General features: G+C 62.4%; 19 protein-coding genes. 9 read left to right on the top strand and 10 right to left on the bottom strand.

What is annotated here, in order from left to right; all coding sequences use genetic code 11:
• Nucleotides 1–23: 23 nt before the first annotated feature.
• From cysG to A0U93_RS07045, 5 genes are all read right to left on the bottom strand, one after another.
• Complete coding sequence (cysG, locus tag A0U93_RS07065) at nt 24–1,415, bottom strand: siroheme synthase CysG (RefSeq protein WP_077806711.1); 1,392 nt, start codon at nt 1,413–1,415, stop codon at nt 24–26.
• 64 nt (nt 1,416–1,479) lie between these two features.
• Nucleotides 1,480–2,880: a cytochrome c gene (locus tag A0U93_RS07060; RefSeq protein WP_077806710.1), complete on the bottom strand. Its 1,401-nt coding sequence runs from the start codon at nt 2,878–2,880 to the stop codon at nt 1,480–1,482.
• Complete coding sequence (locus A0U93_RS07055) at nt 2,877–4,532, bottom strand: GMC family oxidoreductase (RefSeq protein WP_245825146.1); 1,656 nt, start codon at nt 4,530–4,532, stop codon at nt 2,877–2,879. The genes A0U93_RS07060 and A0U93_RS07055 overlap by 4 nt, the downstream gene beginning before the upstream one ends.
• On the bottom strand, nt 4,533–5,165 hold the full coding sequence (locus tag A0U93_RS07050; RefSeq protein WP_077806708.1) for a sugar dehydrogenase complex small subunit: 633 nt from the start codon (nt 5,163–5,165) through the stop codon (nt 4,533–4,535).
• Nucleotides 5,162–5,653, bottom strand: coding sequence for a GlcG/HbpS family heme-binding protein (locus A0U93_RS07045; RefSeq protein WP_245825144.1), 492 nt, complete (start codon nt 5,651–5,653; stop codon nt 5,162–5,164). The genes A0U93_RS07050 and A0U93_RS07045 overlap by 4 nt, the downstream gene beginning before the upstream one ends.
• 85 nt (nt 5,654–5,738) lie before the next feature.
• Here A0U93_RS07045 and A0U93_RS16160 point away from each other — a divergent pair, with 85 nt between their 5' ends.
• From A0U93_RS16160 to A0U93_RS07035, 3 genes are all read left to right on the top strand, one after another.
• A complete protein-coding gene (locus A0U93_RS16160) occupies nt 5,739–6,086 on the top strand; it encodes a hypothetical protein (protein WP_147150769.1) in 348 nt (115 codons plus the stop codon).
• A gap of 153 nt (nt 6,087–6,239) precedes the next feature.
• Nucleotides 6,240–8,498, top strand: a complete 2,259-nt coding sequence (locus A0U93_RS07040; RefSeq protein ID WP_077806707.1) for a PQQ-dependent dehydrogenase, methanol/ethanol family — start codon at nt 6,240–6,242, stop codon at nt 8,496–8,498.
• A 59-nt stretch (nt 8,499–8,557) separates the two neighbouring features.
• Nucleotides 8,558–9,991: a cytochrome c gene (locus A0U93_RS07035; protein ID WP_077806706.1), complete on the top strand. Its 1,434-nt coding sequence runs from the start codon at nt 8,558–8,560 to the stop codon at nt 9,989–9,991.
• Nucleotides 9,992–10,579: 588 nt separating this feature from the next.
• Here A0U93_RS07035 and A0U93_RS07030 read toward each other — a convergent pair.
• Nucleotides 10,580–11,353, bottom strand: a complete 774-nt coding sequence (locus A0U93_RS07030) for an SDR family oxidoreductase (RefSeq protein WP_077806705.1) — start codon at nt 11,351–11,353, stop codon at nt 10,580–10,582.
• A 141-nt stretch (nt 11,354–11,494) separates the two neighbouring features.
• Here A0U93_RS07030 and A0U93_RS07025 point away from each other — a divergent pair, with 141 nt between their 5' ends.
• From A0U93_RS07025 to A0U93_RS07015, 3 genes are all read left to right on the top strand, one after another.
• Nucleotides 11,495–12,394, top strand: a complete 900-nt coding sequence (locus tag A0U93_RS07025) for a LysR family transcriptional regulator (protein ID WP_077808400.1) — start codon at nt 11,495–11,497, stop codon at nt 12,392–12,394.
• A gap of 328 nt (nt 12,395–12,722) precedes the next feature.
• Complete coding sequence (locus A0U93_RS07020; RefSeq protein ID WP_077806704.1) at nt 12,723–13,049, top strand: YnfA family protein; 327 nt, start codon at nt 12,723–12,725, stop codon at nt 13,047–13,049.
• A gap of 80 nt (nt 13,050–13,129) precedes the next feature.
• Complete coding sequence (locus A0U93_RS07015; protein ID WP_077806703.1) at nt 13,130–13,702, top strand: NUDIX domain-containing protein; 573 nt, start codon at nt 13,130–13,132, stop codon at nt 13,700–13,702.
• Nucleotides 13,703–13,720: 18 nt separating this feature from the next.
• Here the strand turns inward: A0U93_RS07015 and A0U93_RS07010 are convergent, their stop codons facing one another.
• The 4 genes from A0U93_RS07010 to A0U93_RS06995 form a co-directional block, all read right to left on the bottom strand.
• Nucleotides 13,721–15,079, bottom strand: a complete 1,359-nt coding sequence (locus A0U93_RS07010; RefSeq protein WP_077806702.1) for an L-serine ammonia-lyase — start codon at nt 15,077–15,079, stop codon at nt 13,721–13,723.
• Nucleotides 15,080–15,196: 117 nt separating this feature from the next.
• The gene (locus A0U93_RS07005) at nt 15,197–16,132 is read right to left on the bottom strand and encodes an ABC transporter substrate-binding protein (protein ID WP_077806701.1); all 936 of its coding nucleotides are present in this window, start codon (nt 16,130–16,132) and stop codon (nt 15,197–15,199) included.
• 56 nt (nt 16,133–16,188) lie between these two features.
• Complete coding sequence (locus A0U93_RS07000; RefSeq protein ID WP_077806700.1) at nt 16,189–17,211, bottom strand: ABC transporter permease subunit; 1,023 nt, start codon at nt 17,209–17,211, stop codon at nt 16,189–16,191.
• A 13-nt stretch (nt 17,212–17,224) separates the two neighbouring features.
• Entirely contained in the window at nt 17,225–18,784 is a 1,560-nt protein-coding gene (locus tag A0U93_RS06995; protein ID WP_245825142.1) for a sugar ABC transporter ATP-binding protein, read from the bottom strand.
• 188 nt (nt 18,785–18,972) lie between these two features.
• Here A0U93_RS06995 and dinB point away from each other — a divergent pair, with 188 nt between their 5' ends.
• From dinB to A0U93_RS06980, 3 genes are all read left to right on the top strand, one after another.
• Nucleotides 18,973–20,085, top strand: a complete 1,113-nt coding sequence (gene dinB, locus A0U93_RS06990) for a DNA polymerase IV (RefSeq protein WP_077806699.1) — start codon at nt 18,973–18,975, stop codon at nt 20,083–20,085.
• An 86-nt stretch (nt 20,086–20,171) separates the two neighbouring features.
• Complete coding sequence (locus A0U93_RS06985; RefSeq protein WP_077806698.1) at nt 20,172–20,642, top strand: DUF2501 domain-containing protein; 471 nt, start codon at nt 20,172–20,174, stop codon at nt 20,640–20,642.
• Nucleotides 20,643–20,766: 124 nt separating this feature from the next.
• The gene (locus A0U93_RS06980; protein WP_077806697.1) at nt 20,767–21,972 is read left to right on the top strand and encodes an MFS transporter; all 1,206 of its coding nucleotides are present in this window, start codon (nt 20,767–20,769) and stop codon (nt 21,970–21,972) included.
• The last annotated feature ends 55 nt before the right edge of the window (nt 21,973–22,027 follow it).

Raw genomic sequence — 22,027 nt, 5'->3', positions numbered from 1 at the left:
GACATAATTCACTATTAACAAGTTTACATAGTGGATTCATTGAGGCGGTAGTTGACGACCTCGCCGATGATCGTGAGTGCCGGGCTGACGATCCCTTCGGTTTCGATCAGATGGGCAAGGGTGGAGAGCGTTCCGATATGCACGCGCTGATCGGTGCGCGTGCCGCGTTCGATGATGGCGGCAGGCCAGTCGGGCGGCAGTCCGTGCGCGCGCAGGTTTTCGGCAAACTGGGCAAGCGGTGTCAGGCCCATATAGACCGCCAGTGTCTGGCCGCGCCGGGCAAGGGAAGGCCAGTCGAGGTCCAGGGTGCCGTCCGCGCGGGCGTGGCCGGTGACGAAAATGCAGCTCTGGGCGCAATCGCGGTGCGTCAGCGGGATACCGGCTGCCGCGCCGCAGCCACTGGCGGCCGTGATTCCAGGAATGACGCGCACGTTGACACCGGCGGCGGTGAGTGCCGCCATTTCCTCGCCGCCGCGCCCGAAGATGAAGGGATCGCCCCCCTTCAGGCGCAGGACGCGTTCGCCGGCTTTTGCGCGGCGGATCATTTCGGCGTTGATCTCGGATTGTGGCAGGGTGTGCCTGCTGCGCTGCTTGCCGACGAAAACGCGCTCGGCATCCCGGCGCACGCGATCCAGAATCGATTCGGGAATAAGCTGGTCGTAGAGGACACTATCGGCATTCTGCATGAGGCGCAGGGCACCGAGCGTGAGCAGATCCGGATTGCCGGGGCCGGCGCCGACCAGCCATGCCTCCCCCCGGCGTGGGGCGTGCTCGGCTGCCGCCGCCAGCATTTCTCGCGCTTTTTCCGTTTCGCCGGCGAGGGCCGCCTCCACGCCGGGTCCGTCCAGAAAGTCTTCCCAGGCGCGTTTCCGTGGCATCATGTCGGGCAGATTCGTCCTGATCCAGTGGCGTTGGGCCCGCATGAAGCGGGCTAGGCCACCGAGGCCGTCGGGCAGGAGGGTTTCGATCTGGGTGCGAAGGCGCCGCGCCAGGACGGGCGCGGCGCCGCCCGTGGAAATGGCGATCTGCACGGGGCGGCGATCGATGATGGCGGGCGTGATGAAGGTGGAGGGTTCCGGATCGTCCACGACGCAGACAGGCACGCGATGCGCGCGGGCCAGTTCGGCAACGCGCCGGTTGACGGCGCGATCGTCCGTGGCGGCGAAGACAAGACGCAGGCGCGGCAGATGCGCCTCCAGGAGCGCATCGGTTGCGTCCGATTCAATGATGTCGATACGGCCCGCTGCCTGCCAGTGCCGCATCTCGTCGTTCAGGTCGCGCGCAATGACCAGAATGCGCGGGCAGCGACCCAGCAGGAGCTTCGTCTTGTTCGCGGCGATGCCGCCGCCGCCCACGACAAGGGCTTCAGCGTCATCGAGGCGCAGGGCGATGGGAAGATAGGCGTCGTCATCCATGATTCCCACAACATGGCGCGGGGATCACCGAACGACAAATCCCGAACCGATGGTATTTTATCCGTCAGCGCGTGGCGCGCCGACGGAAGACCGCAATCCCCCCTGCCACGAGCAGGATGGCCAGGATGCCGCCGCCGATCATGGCGGGCAGGATATAAGGGCTCACCTGTGCGATGAAAGGCTTCGGGCCGCCCTGCCGGATGACTGCGACCTGATCGGGCGTGACGTGGTCATGCGCGTTGCCGAACTGCTTGAGCACATGGTTCGCGACATCCGCGATCTCACGATCGGAGAGCGGCTGCACGAAGGAGGATGCGCCGAAGCCCGGCATATAGACGCGCTTGCCGTCCACCGTGCGATCGACGCCCAGCAGGATCGCGGCGATCAGGTTGTTGGCGGAATTCGCTCCCGTGGCGGAGTTGCGGAAGATCTGCGGATAGTAATGGTCATTGCTGCCGCGACCGTCCGGCCGGTGACAGGAGGCGCATTCGCTTTGATAGATGCGCTCGCCCGAATCCTGGACCTGCGGGTTGCCGCGCAGCAGGGCCTCGTCCGTACCGGCGTGGCCGAAGGCGTCACGCGGCTGGGTCTGGTCGAGATCGGGCAGCGGGGCGGCGTGTTTGATATAGGCGGCGATATCGTGCAGGTCGCCATCGGTCAGATACTGGAAGCTGTGTTCCACGGCTTCCGCCATGGGACCTGCTGCCTGCGCCTTGCCGGGCACATCGCCGGTCTTGAGGTACTGGACGAGATCGTCCTCGGTCCAGTCGCCGATGCCTGCCGGACCATTGGTGATGTTCGGCGCGTACCATGAGGCGATGGCGGCCCCCGCCAGTGGACGATCCGATTTTTCCGCCATCAGTTCGTTGCGGGGCGTATGGCAGGTATCGCAGTGGCCCAATGCGATGGCCATGTAGCGGCCACGATTGACGGCTTCGGGCTCGTTGGGATCGCTCCTGAGCGGGTGCTCGTCGAGGAACAGCGCGTTCCAGGCGATCATCGATGCGCGGATGTTGAACGGGAACGGCAGGCTTGTTTTCGGGCCGGGCACGTTCACGGGCGCCACGTCATGCATGAAATACGCGTAGAGTGCGGCGATGTCCGCGTCCGTCAGTTTCGTATAGGATGTATACGGCATGGCCGGATAAAGATGCGCGCCATCCCTGCGGATGCCTTCGCGCAGCACGCGGGTGAATTGCGCGAGCGAATAATCGCCGATGCCATACTGTTTCGATGGCGTGATGTTCGTCGCGTAGATCGAGCCCAGCGGGGAGGCTATTCCATAGCCGCCGGCATAGGCTTTGCCGCCGAAGGGGTTGGTATGGCAGGCCGCGCAATCGGCGGCGGTGGCGAGATAGCGCCCGCGCGCGATCTGCGCGTCCGGTGGTGTCGTCTGGGCGGTCGCCGTGCCGATCGCAAGCACGGTGGCGGCGGCCCGGAGGGCATTCAGGAAAGGACGTCTCATAGCTTGGTCGCCTGAAACGCGGCGTGGATGGAGTCGGCGGCGCGCAGGCCGAGGGCGGCCATGCTGAGGGTGGTGTTCACCACGCTGGCGGAGGGCATGGCGCCGCCGCCCGGCAGCCAGAGATTGGGGTGATCGTGCGCCTGACAGTTGCCGTCGACCACCGAGTCCTTCGGGTCGTGGCCCATGATGCAGCCGCCCATGATGTGGTTGTTGGCGTTGTAGTTGGTGGTGATGCGCAATTCCGTGCCGCCGAGGAGGCCTGCGATCTGGCGAATCTGGTCGACTGCCGCCTGCGTGCCGTTCCGCACGTAGTCGCCCACATCGTAATAGATGTCGGGGCAGCCGAGTCCGTGGGGGTCCTTGCGGGTTTTGCTGACGGTCAGGCGATTGTTCGGATCGGGCAGTGGTTCGAGGCTCACGGAAAGATCGACGCCGCAGGCCGCGCGGCGACGGATTTCGTTGTCCAGCGCCTCGCCCGTCAGGCCGAGGGCCAGAGCCTGCTCGGTTGCCGGCACGACGCGGCTGATGTTGTTGAGGATCATCTTGTTGGCGGAATATCTGCTGCGGAATTCGCCGTCGCGCGCGCCGACGATGCAGCTGCTCTGTGCCGGCCCACGCCCGAACCAGAGCGGCTCGTTGGCCAGGAACGTGGCGTGGATGCCCGAGTGGTCCATCATGTTGCGCCCGACCTGATCGGACGAATTGGCGATACCGTTCGGATTGCGCTCGTTGGCGGCCAGCAGCAGGAGGCGCGGTGTTTCGATGCCGTTGCAGGCCAGCACGAAGGCGCGGCCGGTCACCTTATGGCTCTGATGCCCGGCGTCGTAATAATGGACGGCCGTGATGCGGTTATGGTCGTCCGTATCCAGACGATAGGCAACGGCCTGATCCAGGACGCGCACGCCCAGGGCCTCAGCGCGCTGGACGTGCTGGATGCCGTTATACATGGCGCCGATCGGGCAGATCGGCTGGCAGTTGTTGTTGCCGCAGCAGCCGGGACGCTCGCCATAAGGCTGGATGCTGCGGCCCTGTGGAATCGGCACGACCTGAAAGCCGTGCGGATTGACCAGCTCCGCGACACGACGGTCGGCGTAGCCGAAGGGGATCATATCGCGCGGATAAGGGCGGGAGCGTTGCGCGGGCGATTGCAATGCCGGATCGTGCGGGCCGGAGACGCCCATCTCCTCTTCCGCGCGGCAGTAATACGGTTCGAGTTCGTCGTAGGAGATCGCCCAGTCGCGCCCGACGCCGTAGCTCGACTGCATGGTGAAATCGACCGGCAGATGGCGCCAGCACGATGCGGCCCAGTGCCATGTCGTCCCGCCGACGACGCGCAGATAGCCCTGCTGATAGGCCGAGCCGTTGGGGCCGTGCAGGCCGACATAGTCGTTCGGGGGGAAATAGAGCGGGGCGGGTGCCTTCTCGGATTGTGGGTAGAGGCCCTGAAAGTCCGAATGCAGTCGATTGTAGAACGACATGTCGCGCCAGCGTTCGACGAATTCGCCGCGCGGGCGTCGCAGCCCCGCTTCGAGCATGATGACGGAGTGGCCCTGTTGCGCCATCTGATGCGCGATCATGGCACCGACGACACCGGTGCCGACAACGACGACATCGGCATGCATGTCACCGGTGGAACTCGAAGAGGTAGCCACTTATCGGCCTTTCGGAATGGGATGCGAGGAGACGGGCTTGGGCGGGATGACGTGGGTGGTCGGCGGCGCCCTGGTTTCCACGGCGACCGGCGGTGGCGGCGGGGGCGTGACGGGTTTGGGCGCTTCCAGCGGCACGCCCAGCGGGGGTGGATCCTGCGTCCACCAGCCCGGCTCGCCGAAGCAGTAGGTCGGCACCGGCAGGGCATCGCGCGTGGGCCGATACATCAGGGCTTCGTAATAGGCGACCATCGGCGCATTGAGGCCGATCTTCGCCGAGCCTGTGTACCAGGCCGTCAGGATGCGGAAGAAATCGTCCTTCAGACCGGCTTTTTCGGCGGCATCCGCCACCGCTTCCGGCGTGGCGCCTTGCGCGGCCAGGGGCGCCAGCTGGCGCAGTCGCGCGTCCAGACCGTCGAAGCTGCGCCCCAGCAGGGGGCGCAGGCGTGCTGCGGTTTCGGCGTTGAGGTCGGTCTTTCCCGTGATGGCGCGCGACAGCGTCAGGAAGGCTGCGTCGTCGGCCGTTGCGGCATGCGCGGGTCTGGTGCCTTGCATGAGTGCGAGCGCCGCCGTGGCCAGTGCCCCACCCATGAAGCGACGGCGATCGCCATCGAGCGGCACATCCGGTGTGGTCATTGCGTTTTGTCTCCGATCGAAAGCGCATCGAGACCGGCCTGGGCCGACTCCTGATCCTGGGCGTTGTTGCCACCGCTGACCCCGATGGCACCGATCACGATGCCGCCCTGCACGATCGGCAGCCCGCCACCCGCCGGCATGGCGTCCGGCAGCGCCAGCACGGCCATCTTTCCGCCGGCCAGTGCATCCTCGAATGCCTTGCTCGGCCGCTTGTAATAGACGGCGCTGATGGCCTTGCGATGCGCGAGTTCGAGACTGGCCAGCTGCGCGCCGGGCATGCGCTCGGTCAGCAGGATATGGCCTCCGCCATCGACGATGGTGACGACGATCTGCGTCGAGAGATGCTCGGCGTGCCGCTCGGCGGCGATGGCAGCTGCGCGGGCATGGGAGAGGGAAAGTGTGCCATCGACAGGCGCGGCATGTGCTGGGCGAACCATGGCGGTGAAGAATGCCAAAATCAGGAAATGGCCAAGTAAATTCTGTTTCAAAGTGTTAACGGAAATGTGATCGGAAGTGTTTCGGCCGCGACCGAAGATGCGGGGATGGATGGTTACGGAAAGAAATCGATTGAGCATGGCATCCTCCTGGAAGTGGGAAGCATCCGATAAAGGTGAGGGCGGTCGGACAATGCAAGCCGTACAGCTCAGCGGCGGGGTTCGATACGACATTCAAATTAAAGAAAGGATATTGCGCCAAACTCATGCGTTGAGCGCATGGCGGAAAAAGGAGCCACAAGATATCGAGACGCATTCGCAACAAGGGCAAAAAGGCATGTTTTCTATGGTTCTAGGATCTATGCCGCTATTTTCATGTTGTAAAAAACGCGGTGATCCGGGGAATGCAATGTGGCGTAAATGGCGATTTCCTACAGGTTTTTCCATTGAGGTATGCGTAATCGGAATGCTATTCACCAAATCGTAAGGGGACGTGGCACCCGGTGTCGTGGCAGGTATCGCCACATGAGTTTTGGATGGACGGCACGACGGTCGGTTCTCGAAATTCGGTTTGATCCTGTCTACCGTTTCTTGGCCGTTTCTGTTCATCTACTTGTTTTGAGGATGAGATAAGCGGTCGATGACATTAGATCCAAAGAAGCGCTTCAGCGCCAAGACGTTACTTCTGGCTGGATGCCTCGCAGTCGGAACGTCGGGACTTCCTCTTGTATCGACCAGCTTTGCCCAAAGCGACACCGGGAGCGATACAGGTGCGGCGATCGTGCATGCTGACGATCACCCGGAAAACTGGCTGACTTACGGGCGCACCTATTCCGAACAGCGTTTCAGCCCGCTGAATCAGATCAACACCAGCAATGTCGGCAACCTGAAACTTGCCTGGCATTACGATCTCGATACGAATCGCGGTCAGGAAGGTACGCCGTTGATCGTCGATGGCGTGATGTATGCCACGACGAACTGGTCCAAGATGAAGGCGCTCGATGCGGCGACCGGCAAGCTGCTCTGGGCCTACGATCCCAAGGTGCCGGGCAACATCGCCGACAAGGGGTGCTGCGATACCGTCAATCGTGGCGCGGCCTACTGGAACGGAAAGGTCTATTTCGGCACGTTCGACGGACGGCTGATCGCGCTGGACGCGAAGACCGGCAAGCTGGTGTGGAGCGTCTACACCATTCCCAAGGAAGCCGAACTCGGTCATCAGCGCTCGTATACGATCGACGTCGCGCCGCGCATTGCCAAGGGACGTGTAATCATCGGCAACGGTGGTGCTGAATTCGGCGCGCGCGGTTTCGTTTCCGCTTTCGATGCCGAGACGGGCAAGCTCGACTGGCGCTTCTTCACCGTGCCGAACCCTGAAAACAAGCCCGATGGCGCGGCGTCCGACAAGATCCTGATGTCCAAGGCCTATCCGACCTGGGGCGATGGCGCCTGGAAGCAGCAGGGCGGTGGCGGAACGGTCTGGGACTCGATCAATTACGATCCGGTGACGGATCTGGTCTATCTCGGCGTCGGCAACGGCTCGCCCTGGAACTACAAGTTCCGTTCCGGCGGCAAGGGCGATAATTTCTTCCTGGGCAGCATCGTGGCGATCAAGCCGGAAACCGGCGAATACGTCTGGCATTTCCAGGAAACGCCGATGGACCAGTGGGATTACACCTCTGTCCAGCAGATCATGACGCTCGACATGCCGATCAACGGGCAGATGCGCCATGTGATCGTCCATGCGCCGAAGAACGGCTTCTTCTACATCCTCGATGCCAAGACGGGTGAGTTCCTCTCGGGCAAAAACTACGTCTACGAGAACTGGGCGAATGGCCTCGACCCGAAGACGGGCCGCCCGAACTATAATCCGGACGCGCTTTGGACGCTGAACGGCAAGCCCTGGTATGGCATTCCGGGCGATCTCGGCGGCCATAACTTCGCGGCGATGTCGTATAGCCCGCAGACCGGTTACGTCTACATCCCGGCGCAGCAAGTGCCGTTTGTCTATGACCAGCAGAAAGGCGGCTTCAAGGCCCATCCGGACAGCTGGAACCTCGGTCTGGATATGAACAAGATCGGGCTGCTGGACGACAACAAGCCTGAGAATATCGCGGCGAAGAAGAAATTCTTCAGCGATCTGAAGGGCTGGATCATTGCCTGGGACCCGAAAAAGCAGGCGCCGGCGTTTGCGATCGATCATAAGGGGCCGTGGAATGGCGGTCTGCTGACGACGGCCGGTGGATTGATCTTCCAGGGTCTCGCGAGTGGCGAATTCCATGCCTATGACGCGGCCACGGGCAAGGACCTCTATACCTTCCCGGCACAGAGCGGGATTATCGCGCCGCCGGTGACCTATACCGCGCATGGCAAGCAGTATGTCGCGGTCGAAGTGGGCTGGGGCGGCATCTATCCGTTCTTCCTGGGTGGCGCGGCGCGCAGCTCCGGCTGGACGGTCAACCATTCCCGTGTCATCGCCTTCGCGCTGGACGGCAAGGACAAGCTGCCGCCGGAAAACGACAAGGGCTTCCTCCCCGTCAAGCCGCCGGAGCAGTCGGCGAAAGCTGACGATCAGGCGCTGGCCGATGGTTACTTCCAGTTCCAGACCTATTGCGCGGCATGCCATGGCGACAACGCGATCTCTGGTGGCACGCTGCCGGATCTGCGCTGGTCGGGTGCCATTCGTGGCCAGGACAAGTTCTACAATCTTGTTGGTCGCGGTGCACTGACGGCCTACGGCATGGATCGTTTCGACAAGTCCATGAACCCGACGCAGATCGAGCATATCCGGGAATTCATCATCAAGCGCGCGCAGGAGAGCTACGATGCCGAGGTGAAGGCGCGTGACAATCCTCAGGGCGTGCCCAACACAACCTTCCTGAACGGGGGGACACCGTGAAGCGCGAGAACGGGCGGATCGAAGTTCTTGGGTCGAAACGTAGCTGAACGGTGAATGATATGAAAAAAACGACGAAAGCCGCTGCCTACGCGGCCCTGCTCTCCCTTGCGACGGGGCTTGTCCCCGTCGCCGGCGCCCGGGCGCAGGATACGACGGTGCCGGACACCAATTCCGACAACAGTCTCGTGGCGCGCGGTGAATATGTGTCGCGTCTTGGTGACTGCGTGGCATGTCACACAGCCATTCACGGCACGAAATATGCTGGTGGCCTGAAGATCGGCACGCCGATCGGCACGATTTATTCGACGAACATCACGCCCGACAAGGAAACGGGAATCGGCAATTATACGCTGGCCGATTTCACGCGCGCCCTGCGGGAAGGTATCCGCAAGGACGGCAGCACGATGTATCCGGCGATGCCGTATCCGTCGTTCTCACGCATGTCGGATGCGGATATCGCAGCGCTGTATGCCTACTTCATGCATGGCGTTCCTGCGGTTCACTCGCCGGACAAGGCGTCGACCATTCCCTGGCCGATGTCCATGCGGTGGCCGCTGGGCGTCTGGCGCATGATGTATGCACCCAAGCCGCAGCCCATGAACACGACCGAAGGGTCGGGCGATGTTGCGCGCGGTGAATACATCGTCACAGGCCCCGGGCATTGCGGTGCGTGCCATACGCCGCGTGGCTTCGGGTTGCAGGAAAAGGCGCTCGACGGCAATGGCGGCGAGGCCTTCCTGGCCGGTGGCGCGCCGATCGACAACTGGGTGGCACCGAGCCTGCGCAGCGATCCGGTTCAGGGTATCGGCCGGTGGTCCGAGGACGATATCGTGACCTTCCTGAAATCGGGGCGCACCGACCACGCGGCCGTTTTCGGCGGCATGGCGGACGTGGTGGGTTGGAGCACGCAATACTTCTCCGACTCCGATCTCCATGCCGTTGCAAAATATCTGAAGAGTCTGCCGGAAGTTCCGGTGCAGGCCGCGGCAACTAAAGATCCGCATGGTACGACCGAAATGCTGGCTTCCGGCAATACGAGCGGTCATGCTGGGGCCGATGTCTATCTGCATCAGTGTGCGGTCTGCCATCAGAACGACGGCAGCGGTGTGAATCGCATGTTCCCGCCGATGGACAACAATCCGGTGATCGTCAGCCAGAACCCGACATCGCTGGTGAATGTCATCGTCAACGGTGGCGTGCTGCCGCCGACGAACACGGCGCCGTCCTCGGTGGCGATGCCGGGTTATCGCCATGCGCTGACCGACCAGCAGATCGCGGATGTCACGAACTTCATCCGGAATGCCTGGAGCAATGAGGTGCATGGCAACGTGACGGCTTCGGATGTGCAGAAGCTGCGCACGGGTGGCACGCCGATTGCCTCGGCTGCCTGGAATGTCAGCACGACGGGCTTCTCCAGTCAGGCTCCGCAGCCTTACGGAGCCGGATGGACGTTCTCGCCGGAGACGCATGCCGGTGCGGACGCCGCACAGTAACGACGGCCTGTCCCGTGTCGATACGAAAAGCCGTGGTTCACGCCACGGCTTTTTTTATGGCCCGTCGTGTGGGTGAGCGATTGAGCGCGTGATCGGAATGCCGGCTGTCGGTAATAAATAACGAGAGCGTCCGCTCATTCGCGCAATGTCTGGAGCCGTGCCCGGACCAACGTCACATATACGCTAAATTGAGGCGGATACCGGTTTCCCCGTAGTGCCGCTTCTGATCCCGGACCGGTTGCAGGACGGGCGCGAGACGGACGCCGTGTCGAAAACGGCGGCGCCTGCTACAGCCGGGTCATGGTCCCGGATGAATTGCTAATCCGGGCCTGTTCTCTGGATTGCCGGACAATGTCGACGGCGAGGGCGATGGTTCTGGCAACGCGATCGCCCGCCGGAAAAGGTTCAACGATCGTCCCTTCGTTACCCGTCAGGTTGCGGGCAACACGAGGCATCCCGATTGTGCCGCACAACGGGGTGGTTGGTTCCACAATGGACCGTCACCCTCGATGCAACGTCATTCAGAGACGGACTGCAAAAACGAGATGCGAGAACTATGCCCGGAATAATCGTCTTCAGGCCGGAAGACTATTTCGTGGTATAGCCGCCATTGACCAGAATGGTCTGTCCCGTCATCCACCAGCCGTCCGAGACAAGAAAACGCACGAACGGCGCGATATCCTCGATATCGGTCAGCCCTGTCTTGCTGAAAGCGGAGAGGGCCGCTGCGGATTTATGATAGGCTACGGCGTCCGGCGCTTCCTGCCCGTAGAAAAACGGCGTGTCCATCGGACCGGGACCAATGGCATTGACGGAAATGCCGCGCGCGCCAAATTCCTTTGAGGCTGCGCGAGTGAAATGTTCGACGGCGGCCTTCGATCCGGCATAGGTCGAATAGAACGGCGTATAGGCGCCAAGAAGCGACGTCACCAGTGTAAGAAGCTTGCCGTTATCGTTGAGATGCAGGCCGGCTTCCTTGATGAAGAAATAGGCAGCTTTCGTATTGACCGCGAACATGGCGTCGAACTCGTCTTCCGACGTCTCGGCGATCGGCTTCTTGAGCACTTTGCCCACCGTGTTGATGGCGATGTCCGGCTTGCCGATGGCGGCAATGGTATCGGCGAAAAGTTTTGCGTTGGCATCTGCCGTCGTCAGATTGGCCTGAATCGCCACGGCTTGCACTCCGGCGGCCCGCAGGTCGGTCAGCGTCTTGTCGGCCTCTGCCCTGGATTCCACGCTGTTATAGTGGATGGCGATGGCTTTGGCGCCCGCCGCTGCCAGGTCGCGGGCGATCAACCCGCCAAGGTTCTTCGCGCCGCCGGCGATGAGAACGGTTTTTCCCTTGATGCTATGATCCGCCATGGTCCGGCTTTCCTATTGGTTGCGGAGCGTGCCTGCCACGCTTTCCATTGCAGCAGGTTATCATTCATAATGCGCTTATAAATCTGCCATTCCTGACAGGACATGTCGCAGATCGCGAACAAGCCCAGCGTTGAGGTGTTTTTGGACCGGATCGATCTTTTTCGTATTTTTGCGCGAGTCGTTGAAACAGGGAGTTTCACGCGCGCTGCCGACACGTTGAAAATGCCTCGCTCGACAGTTTCCACGGCAATTCAGGAACTGGAATCGCGCGTGGGAACACGATTGCTGGCGCGCACGACCCGATCGGTCTCCGTTACCCCGAACGGTGCGGCTTTTTACGATCATTGCGTGAGGCTGGTGACGGATGTGGAAGAAGTCGAAGCGTTGTTCCGGCGGGACGAAATCGGGCCGCAAGGTTTGCTCCGGGTCAATTTGCCGGGGCGGATCGGACGGCTGATTGTCGCACCTGCGCTGCCGGCATTTCTTGAACGCTATCCGGCGGTCGATATCGAACTCGGCATGACCGACCGGGTGGTCAATCTGATCGAGGACGGTATCGATTGCGTTTTGCGCGTTGGTCCGTTGCAGGATTCCGGTCTGATCGGTCGGAAGATCGGGGATCTGGCGCTCATCAACGTGGCGAGCCCGGCGTATGTTCAGCGATATGGCGCTCCGGTGCATCCAGCCGATCTCAGGGCGCATCATGTTGTGCGTTATGCATCGCCTGCCTCCAGTCGGGTGGAAGACTGGGAATGGATGGATGGTGGAGAGGTGCATACGATGCCGGTCGCCGGACGCGTGACGGTGAACAGCGCCGAGGCATCGATCGCGTGCTGTCTCGCCGGTCTCGGGTTGATCCAGATTCCGGCCTATGACGTGAGACACCATCTCGCTGTGGGAGAACTTGTGGAGATCATGCCGGAATGGCCCGCGGCACCACTGCCAATGAGCATCCTCTATCCGCATCGCAAGCATCTATCGAGGCGCTTGCAGGTATTTATGGAATGGGTTGTGCCGCTTCTGAGTGAGTTCCTCCAATAAAACATGTCATGCGTGGTTAGAAATCAGGCTTGATGATGTCCGGTAGGATTCCGTACGGATTTCCTGATTTTTCACACGAGATTATTGTCGGCGGCATGGCGTTCGACAATCTGATGACCGGCGTCGTTGCAGATGCATCGGGCCATGGCGAAATCCGCTGTTTTCCGAGGCTTTCGGGCATGAACTCAAGTCAGCCGAACAGGAGAATTCTGGCAGTAGGCATATTTATTTATATTTGCGTCTATGGCCGTATAATTTCTCCGAAGCCATTAAATACTTAATTCGGAACAGGGAGACGAAAAGCCTGCCGCCTGTTACGATCCGACGCATGTTGAACGTCGTGATCTACGTTGCGGCTGCCCTGGCGGAGATTGCCGGGTGTTTCGCTTTCTGGGCGTGGCTTCGTCTGGCGAAGTCGCCGGTCTGGCTTTTTCCCGGCTGCGGGGCGCTTGTGCTTTTCGCCTATCTGCTGACACGGGTCGATGCCGCCGATGCGGGGCGGGCCTATGCCGCTTATGGCGGCATCTACATCACGTCGGCCCTGTTGTGGCTCTGGCTTGTAGAGGGCGTGCGGCCGGATCGCTGGGATCTGGGTGGCGTGGCGTTGTGCCTTCTGGGCGCGGCGATCATTTTCTTCGGTCCGCACCGTTTGTGAGCGCGCGGTTCGATCAAGCCTTCGCGTGATGCCGACGGAAGCGATTGAAATTTGCGGCGTTGCGGTTCAGGCTTTCCGCCATGACGCCGAAAGAACCGCCGCTACCGCATTACGAAGTCATTTCAACACGCACCGCCTATCAGAATCGGTGGACCGCCGTGCGCGAGGACATCATTCGTCGACCGGATGGCAAGGATGGGCTCTATGGTGTCGTCGAGCGTGGCGAGTTCGTGGTCGTCCTGCCGTTGGGTGAAGGTTCGGCCGGCCCGACGGTGACGCTTGTGCGACAATATCGGTACCCGATCCATGAACGTCTCTGGGAATTGCCCATGGGCATGTGGGAGTCCCGGCCGGATGCCACGCCGGAAGAGGTTGCAGCGGGGGAACTGCGTGAGGAAACGGGCTTGCTCGCCGATCGTCTCGTCTATGCCGGACACATGTTTCAGGGGGCGGGATATTCCAACCAGAAGGGGCATGTCTTTCTGGCGAGCGGACTGACGCAGGGACCGACGGATCGGGAAAGCACGGAGGATGATATGACATGCCATACCGTCCTGCTTGCCGATTTCGAGGCGATGATCGCGCGTAACGACATTACGTGCATGGTGACGCTGGCGGCGTTCACCATGCTGCGCGCGCGGGGACTGATCTGACGGTTCCCGGTATTCGGTTCAGCACTCGGGGAAGTTGACGGCGAGGCCGCCGAGCGAGGTCTCCTTGTATCGGTGGCTCATGTCCCGACCGGTTTCGGCCATGGTGCGGATGACCTGATCCAGGGAAACGTGATGGGCGCCGTCGCCGTGCATGGCGAGCGAGGCGGCATTGATGGCCTTGACCGCGCCGAAGGCGTTACGCTCGATGCATGGGATCTGCACCAGTCCGGCAACGGGATCGCAGGTCATGCCCAGATGGTGTTCCATGCCGATTTCGGCGGCATTTTCGATCTGGAGCGGATTGGCGCCGAGCGCGGCGGCCAGTCCGGCGGCGGCCATGGACGACGCAACGCCGACTTCCCCCTGACAGCCGACTTCCGCACCGGAGATCGAGGCATTGAGCTTGAACAGTCCGCCGATGGCGGCGGCCGTCAGTAGGAAGTCGCGCATGCCCTGACGGGACGCCTCCGGACAGAAGTCGCGGTAATAGCGCAGGACGGCGGGAATGACGCCGGCCGCGCCATTGGTGGGGGCGGTGATGACCCGGCCACCGGAGGCGTTTTCCTCGTTGACGGCGATGGCGAACAGACTGACCCAGTCCATGACTTCATGGGCCGGGCGCTGATTGCGTAAAGCGCTTTCCTGCAGACGTTCATGAAGCGCGGCGGCGCGACGCCGGACATGGAGACGGCCGGGGAGGGTGCCGCGCTGGGTAAGGCCGCGCTCGATGCAGGCCATCATGGTATCGATAATGCGGTCGAGATAGGCGTCGATCTCTGCGCGGGGGCGCAGGGCGCTTTCGTTGGCCATGACCACGCCGGCGATGCTCAGCTTGCTTTCGCGGGTGCGGTCGAGCAGTTCCTGGCCGGAGGTGAAGTCGTGCGGCATGTCGGGCTGGGTATAGGTGGTGGTTTCCGTCACCTCTTCCGGAACGATAAAGCCGCCGCCGACCGAGCAGAAACGCGCTTTCGCGATGACGCTGCCGTCGTTTCCCAGCGCCTCGAACTGGAGCGTGTTCGGGTGGACGGGCGGTCTGGTTTCGCGATCGAGGACGATGTCGGTGGCGGGGTCGAACGCGACTGTCTGCCCGTCGATCGTCAGTTGGCGATGCGATGTGATGGAATGGACGATGTTATCGGCGTCGTCGGGATCGATACCTTCCGGCGTCTCCCCGGCAAGGCCGAGGATGACGGCCTTGTCCGTCGCATGTCCCTGGGCGGTCCAGGCAAGGGAGCCGTAGAGCGTGACGCGGATGCGATGGATTTCGCCGGGATTGCCGATGTGGGCGGCAAAACGTCTGGCGGCGCGCATGGGGCCGACAGTATGGGACGACGAGGGGCCGATGCCGATTTTGAAAAGGTCGAAAAGACTGATCATGCGTGGAGAGCGCCTGTGACGGAATTCAGGGCTCCCCGATAGCACAAACTCATCGGCACGCGGCAAGGAACCGATGCGGCGGGACGTTTCGGACGTCCCGCCTTCTCATGGAAAGGGTTAGTGGTTGGTCCAGCCCTGATAGCTGTCGACGTTGCTGCGCGTGATGAGCTTGGGCGTCATGAACTGGACGTTGCCGTCCTTCAGCTTGCCGTCGAGGAGCGCCTGTCCGGCATCCACGGCGTTGATGCCCATCTGGTACGGATCCTGACTGGAGGAGGCGACGATGGCGGATGTCTTGTCCTTCAGGGCGCTGACGATATCGGGCGCGCCGTCGACGGAGGTGATGACGAGGCCCTGTCGATGCGACTGCTTGGCCGCGAGATCGCTCCCGATGGCCTGGGGATCGTTGATGGTGAAGACGCCGTTAAGGTCCGGGAAGCGCACGAGGTAGCCCTGCATGACCTGGAAGCCCATGTCGCGCGAGCCCTGGCCGTTCTGGTCGTCGCTGACGATCTTGATGTTCGGGTTCTTGGCCAGTTCGGCCTTGCATCCCTTGACGCGATCCGTGACGGCGGAAACCTGCGGGCCGTTCTCGATGGCGACGTTGCCCTTGCCGTTGAGTTGCTTGGCCAGGAATTCGCAGGACATGCGACCGGCTTCCACATTGTCCGTCTGCACGGTGGCGTTCGCGCCCGCCGCGCCGACGTCCACGACGACGACCATCGCGCCGGCTTTCTGGGCGCGCTTGATGGCGGGCAGGATGGCTTGCGGATCGACGGCGTTGAGCAGGATGAGGTTGTCGCCGGAGGCGATGAAATTGTCGATCTGGGAGAACTGCTTGTTCAGGTCATAGTCTGCCGAGACGGACGTGACACGGGCATTCGGTGCGATCTTTTTCGCTTCGGCCGCGGCGCCCTTGGCGAGTGCCACGAAATAAGGATTGCCCAACGTGCCGAGTGAAATGCCGATGCCGGTGATCGGCTTGGCCTGCGCCGTTGCGGTGCCCAGGGAGAGAACCGCGAGACCGGCGAGAAGAGCGGATTTAAGCGTCATGGTGATTGGATCCGAAATGAGGAAAGCAGCACGCTGGAGGTGGAAGGGGCCGCGCGTCAGGTGCGCGCGGCGGGTTGACGGAAACGATCCAGGGCGACGGCGATGATGATGACCAGTCCCTTGATGATGAACTGCCAGATGTCGGAGACGCCGATGAGGATCAGACCGTTGGAGAGCACGGCGATCATCAGCCCGCCGACCAGCGTGCCCCAGATGGAGCCGACGCCGCCGACGAACGATGTGCCGCCCAGGATGACGGCTGCGATCGCATCCAGTTCGTAGGACTGGCCGAGTTGCAGACCGTTGGCGGCATAGAGCCGTGCGGAGGACATGACGCCGCCCAGGCCTGCCAGCAGGCCGGAGAGCGCATAGACGAACATCAGCACCGCGCCGACCCGGATGCCGGCGAGGCGTGCCGCGGCGGGATTGCCGCCGATGGCATAGATATGCACGCCCAGCACGGTGCGCCGCAGGATGAACCAGCTGGCGACGATGACGGCGAGGGCGATGACGGCGAGCCAGGGGATGACCAGCGTGGACGACAGCGGAATGCCGTCATTGCCGATCCACGCGAAGGACAGGGACGGATTGAAGATCGTGCGGTCCTCGCCCATCAGGCGTGCCAGGCCGCGCACGGCGGTCAGGGTGCCGAGGGTGACGATGAAAGGCGGGATCTTGAGGCCCGAGATGAGTCCGCCGTTGAACAGGCCGACCAGAAGGCCCGCGCCGAGGCAGGTCGGGATGGCGAGCCAGCCCAGGCCGGGCAGCAGCGAGACCATGAGGCCGCACATGGCGGAGAAGGCCAGTGTCGACCCGACGGACAGGTCGATGCCGCCGGTCAGGATGACGAAAGTCATGCCCGCTGACAGCACGACGTTGATCGAGGCCTGTTGCGCGACGATGGAGATGTTCTGGCCGCTCAGGAAGCGATGGCCGCCGAACACATGGAAGCCGATTGCCAGCAGGATGAGCACCGGCAGCATTCCGGCGGCCTGCAAGGCGCTGCGCAAGCGTTCGGAATGGCGGATCGAGGATGCGGATTCCGTGGGAGGAACCGTCGGGTTGAGGGTATTGGACATGACGGATTGCTCCTTAGGCCGCGATGGTTTGGGTGCTGATGCCCGCGGCATAGGCCATGATGGCCTCCTGGGTGATTTCGGGGGCGTCCGGGCCGCCGACTTCACCGGTGATGACGCCTTCGCGCATGACCAGAACGCGGTCGCACACGCCGACGATTTCCGGCATTTCGCTGGAGATGACGATGATGCCGAGGCCCTTGGCGGCCAGGTCGCCGATGATGCGGTAGATTTCGGATTTCGCGCCGATATCGACGCCACGCGTGGGCTCGTCGAGAATCAGCACTTTCGGTCCGGTTTCCAGCAGGCGACCGAGCAGAACCTTCTGCTGGTTGCCGCCGGACAGGCCGCCGACGGAAACCAGCGTGTTGGCGGCGCGCACCTTCAGCGAGGAAAAGGCGCCGCTGGCGCGGCTTTTGCCCCGGGCGCGATCCAGCACGCCGCCATGCGCGTCCCGACCGATGACGCCAAGATTGAGATTGCTGGCGCAGGACATGTCCAGGAACAGGCCGAGTGCCTTGCGGTCCTCGGTCAGATAGGCGATGCCCGCGTCCAGCGCTTCCCGCGGGGACTTGATGTCCAGCGGCTTGCCGTCGAGCGTGATGCGGCCGTTGAGGTGCGGGTCTGCCCCGTAGATCAGGCGTGCCAGTTCCGTGCGGCCCGCGCCGACGAGGCCGGCGATACCGAGGACCTCGCCACGATGCAGCGTGAAGCTGGCCGGCTTGACGCGGGCGCCGTCGGTCAGGCCGTCGACTTCCAGAACAGTCTCGCCGAAGACCGGTTTTTCGTAACGGTTCTTGACATAGAAGCCCGACAGGTCACGCCCGACCATCATGCGGACGATCGCGGCGGAACTGATCTCCTGCTTTTCGAGCGTGCCGACATAGGTGCCGTCGCGCAGCACCGCGACGCGATCGGCCAGTTCATCGATTTCGGCCATGCGATGGCTGATGTAGATGAGGGCGATGCCGTCCGAACGCAGTTGGCGGATGAGGGCGAAAAGCCGTTCCGTTTCGCGGGCCGAAAGGGCGGTTGTCGGTTCGTCCAGCACGAGGATGCGGGCCTGGCGGTGCAGGGCGCGGGCAATCTCGACAAGCTGCTGTTCCGCGACCGAAAGGGTGCCGACCAGCGTTTCGGGCCTGAAGGGTGTGCCGAGGCGCTCCAGCAGGGGGCGGCAGGCCTCGCTCATCGCGGCTCGATCGATCATGCCGCCGCGCCGCAGTTCCGCGCCGAGATGGATGTTCTCCGCCACTGTCAGGTTCGGCGCCAGGGCCAGCTCCTGATAGATGATGGCGATTCCCGCATCGCGCGCGGCAGCGGGGCTGCCCATGCGGGCGGGCTTGCCATCGATCCGGATTTCTCCGCCGGCATCGGCCACATAGGCGCCGGAGAGGATTTTCATCAGCGTCGACTTGCCAGCGCCGTTTTCGCCCATGAGGGCGAGAACCTCGCCGCCGTAGGCTGACAGGGAGACGTTCTGCAATGCCTTGACGCCGGGGAAAGTCTTGGAAATGCGGATCATTTCCAGAATCGGCGCATCCGGGCGTTCAGGCGACGTCGGAGACTCAAAACTCATTGCTGATCGTCTTCACTACCTAGGCCGGGGCCTTATGGCGGCGATTCGAATCGAAATGCCGCTATCCCTTACATTTCTTAAAGCATAACTACAGATTACTTCCATGTCATATTCCCGTGTGTAGGCAGAACAAGGACTTGGCGGCAATCGATCTTGTTTTGTTCCTGTGATGCAGGCAGAATGCCAGCATGAGCGCCGATCCGAACGAGCGGACGATCCGTCGCATACTGCATATCGACATGGACGCGTTTTACGCCTCCGTGGAGCAGCGCGACGACCCGAGCCTGAGGGGGAAGCCGCTGGCCGTCGGGCGCGGCGCGGCGCGGGGCGTCGTGGCGGCTGCCAGCTATGAGGCTCGCCGCTTCGGCGTGCGTTCGGCCATGCCGTCGGGAACTGCGACGCGACGCTGCCCGTCGCTGATTTTCGTGCCGCCGCGCTTCGAGGTCTATCGTGCGGTTTCGGCACAGATTCATGAGATATTCGGGCGCTATACGGCGATCATTCAGCCGTTGTCGCTGGATGAGGCCTATCTGGATGTCACGCACGCCGTGGCGACATATGGCTCGGCGACGGCCATTGCCGAGCGTATCCGCGCTGATATCCGCCGCGAGACGGGACTGACGGCCTCGGCGGGCGTGTCGTACAATCGCTTTCTGGCCAAGCTGGCGTCGGATCAGAACAAGCCGGACGGGCTGTTCGTCATTACGCCGCGGATGGGGCCCGATTTCGCGGCCTCCCTCGCCGTCGAGCGCTTTCACGGCATCGGCCCGTCGACGGCGGCGAGGATGCACCGGCTGGGCATTCGCACCGGCATGGATTTGCGCGCCTGGCGCATCGAGGATCTTCGTGGACATTTCGGCAAGGCGGCGGCGTTCTATTACGGTATCGCCCGCGGGATCGACGAACGCCCGGTCGAGGCGACGCGCGTCCGGAAGTCGATCGGCACCGAAACGACGTTTTTGCAGGATGTACATGATCCGGCGGAAGCGGCGGCGGCGTTGGCCCGGATTGCCGCCAAGTTGTGGGACGCCTGCGACAAGCGCGGCGTCAGCGGTCGGACCGTGACGTTGAAAGTCAAATACGCCGACTTCCGCCAGATCACCCGGTCGCGCTCGCAGATCAGGCTTGTGGCGAACGAGCGCAACCTGCTGGAACAGGGGCTGCTGGCCATGCAGCCCATCTTTCCGGTGGAACGCGGGGTGCGTTTGCTGGGCCTGACATTGTCGGCCCTGGCGGCGTGCGAAGCCGATGAGGGGCAGAAGGGGTTGTTCGACGAGACGGCCTCAACCGTCCCGAGATAACACGAATTTTTTTGGGCTTTTTTCGACGACTTTTTCCAGCATCTCGCGTTGGTCGGATACAGGCTTCATATCGCGAGGAATTTTTGATGTTTCGCTCTACGCTGCCCATGTCCAGCATGCTCGCGGGCGCGGCGATCGCCGTTGCCGTCACATTGGCGGGCTGCGCGTCCAATGGCGCGGGAACGATGTCCAGTCCCCTGACGCAGGCGGCCATGACATCCGCGGCGCAAAGTTCGGCGCAGAATGCGCTGGGTGGCATGATCGGCAATATGGGTGTCGGGAGCCTGAACCAGACCAGCGCAGGCAATGTCGCTGGCGTGCTGAACTATTGCCTGAGCAATAACCTTGCGACGACGACTCCGACAGCCACGTCGGCACTCGGCAAGTTGCAGACGCAACCGGGTGTCGCTGGGACGCCGGATTTCCAGTCGGGCTCTCAGGGGCAGTTGATGACGGGCATGAGCAATCCGATTTCGGTCTCGTCCCTGACGGACCCGCTCAAGCAGCGTGTTTGCAATATGGTCATCTCCCGCGCGCAATCGCTCGTCGGCCTCTGATCCTTAATTCGTGACCCGGCAGGCCTGCGCCGTGGCGTGACGCTGCGGCGCAATTTTTCTATCACTGGAAGTGGTGGCATTGCGGGAATGCTCGCCATGTCTGACTTCGAGGAGCATTGATTATATGAGCGCGGCGCAGAATGCGACGGCGGCTTCGCCGACGCGGCTTATCCTCGCCGTGGTTGTTTTCAATCTGATCGTCTATCTCGATATCGGCTTGCCGATGGCCGTCATACCGGTCGTCGTGCATCGCGTGCTGCACTTCAATACCGTGCTGGCCGGCTTTGCTGTCTCGCTTCAATATTTTGCGACTTTCGCATCGCGGGCATCTGCCGGCAACCGGATCGATACCGGCGGTCCCAAGCCGGTCGTGCTTGGTGGCCTGCTCATCTGCGTCATCTCCGGCCTGCTTCTTTTTGCGTCCAGCCTGTTGCAGGCAAGCGCGGTGCTTGCGCTGCTTGTCATGATGGCAAGCCGTATCGCGCTGGGCTGGTCGGAAAGCTGGACGTCCACGGCGGTCATTGTCTGGAACATACGCCGCGTCGGCGCAATGCATACGGCGCAGGCGATTTCATGGAACGGGATCTGTTCCTATGGCGGCATTGCGCTGGGGGCGACGATCGGGGAGGTGTTGTCACACGCGCCGGGGCTATGGGGCGGCCTTACGCTTATCGGGCTTCTTTCCGCCGTCATGCCGATGGCCGGCTGGTTTCTTGCGCGGCGTTATCAGGGGATCGCGCCCATTCCCAATCCCGCGCCACCGATGCCGTTTCTGTCGGTTTTCCGTCGTGTTCTGCAACATGGCAGCGCGCTGGCCTGTGGCTCCGTCGGTTTCGGGGCGATCTCGTCCTGTCTGGCCTTGTATTTCGCCGCCTATCGCTGGGACGGTGCGGCACAGGCGCTGTTCGTGTTCGGCATCGTTTTCGTCGTGGTGCGGTTCGTCTTCTCCCGGCAGATCGGTCGCATGGGTGGCGCTTCTGTCGCGATCGTTTCGTTGATTGTCGAAAGTCTCGGGCTGCTGATCCTCGCCCTGTTTCCCACGCCGGAAGCGGCGACGATGGGCGCTGCCGTGGTGGGCGCGGGTTTCTCCCTTGTCTTCCCCGCGCTGGGAGTCCTGGCCGTCGATCGTGCGGGACCGGAGAATCGCGGTGCGGCGCTTGGCGCCTTTTCCGTTTTCCTCGACTTGGCGATCGGCATTTCCGGCCCGCTGCTTGGCATGATCATTCATTTCTCCGGCTATGCCGCTTTATTCCTTTTTTCCGCTGCCGTGACATTGATCGGTGCCGGACTAAGCGCGATGCTGCGATTGTCCGCGCGCAAGCGGGGGTAGTCTTTCCTGCCCGACGTACCCGTCGATGCGGCGGGCAGGCTGAAGCACCGTTCCT

The sequence above is a fragment of the Neoasaia chiangmaiensis genome (assembly GCF_002005465.1).
GTDB lineage: Bacteria > Pseudomonadota > Alphaproteobacteria > Acetobacterales > Acetobacteraceae > Neoasaia > Neoasaia chiangmaiensis.
The sequence above is the reverse complement of the archived record's forward strand: the minus strand, read 5'-3'. Positions and strand labels throughout refer to the sequence as shown.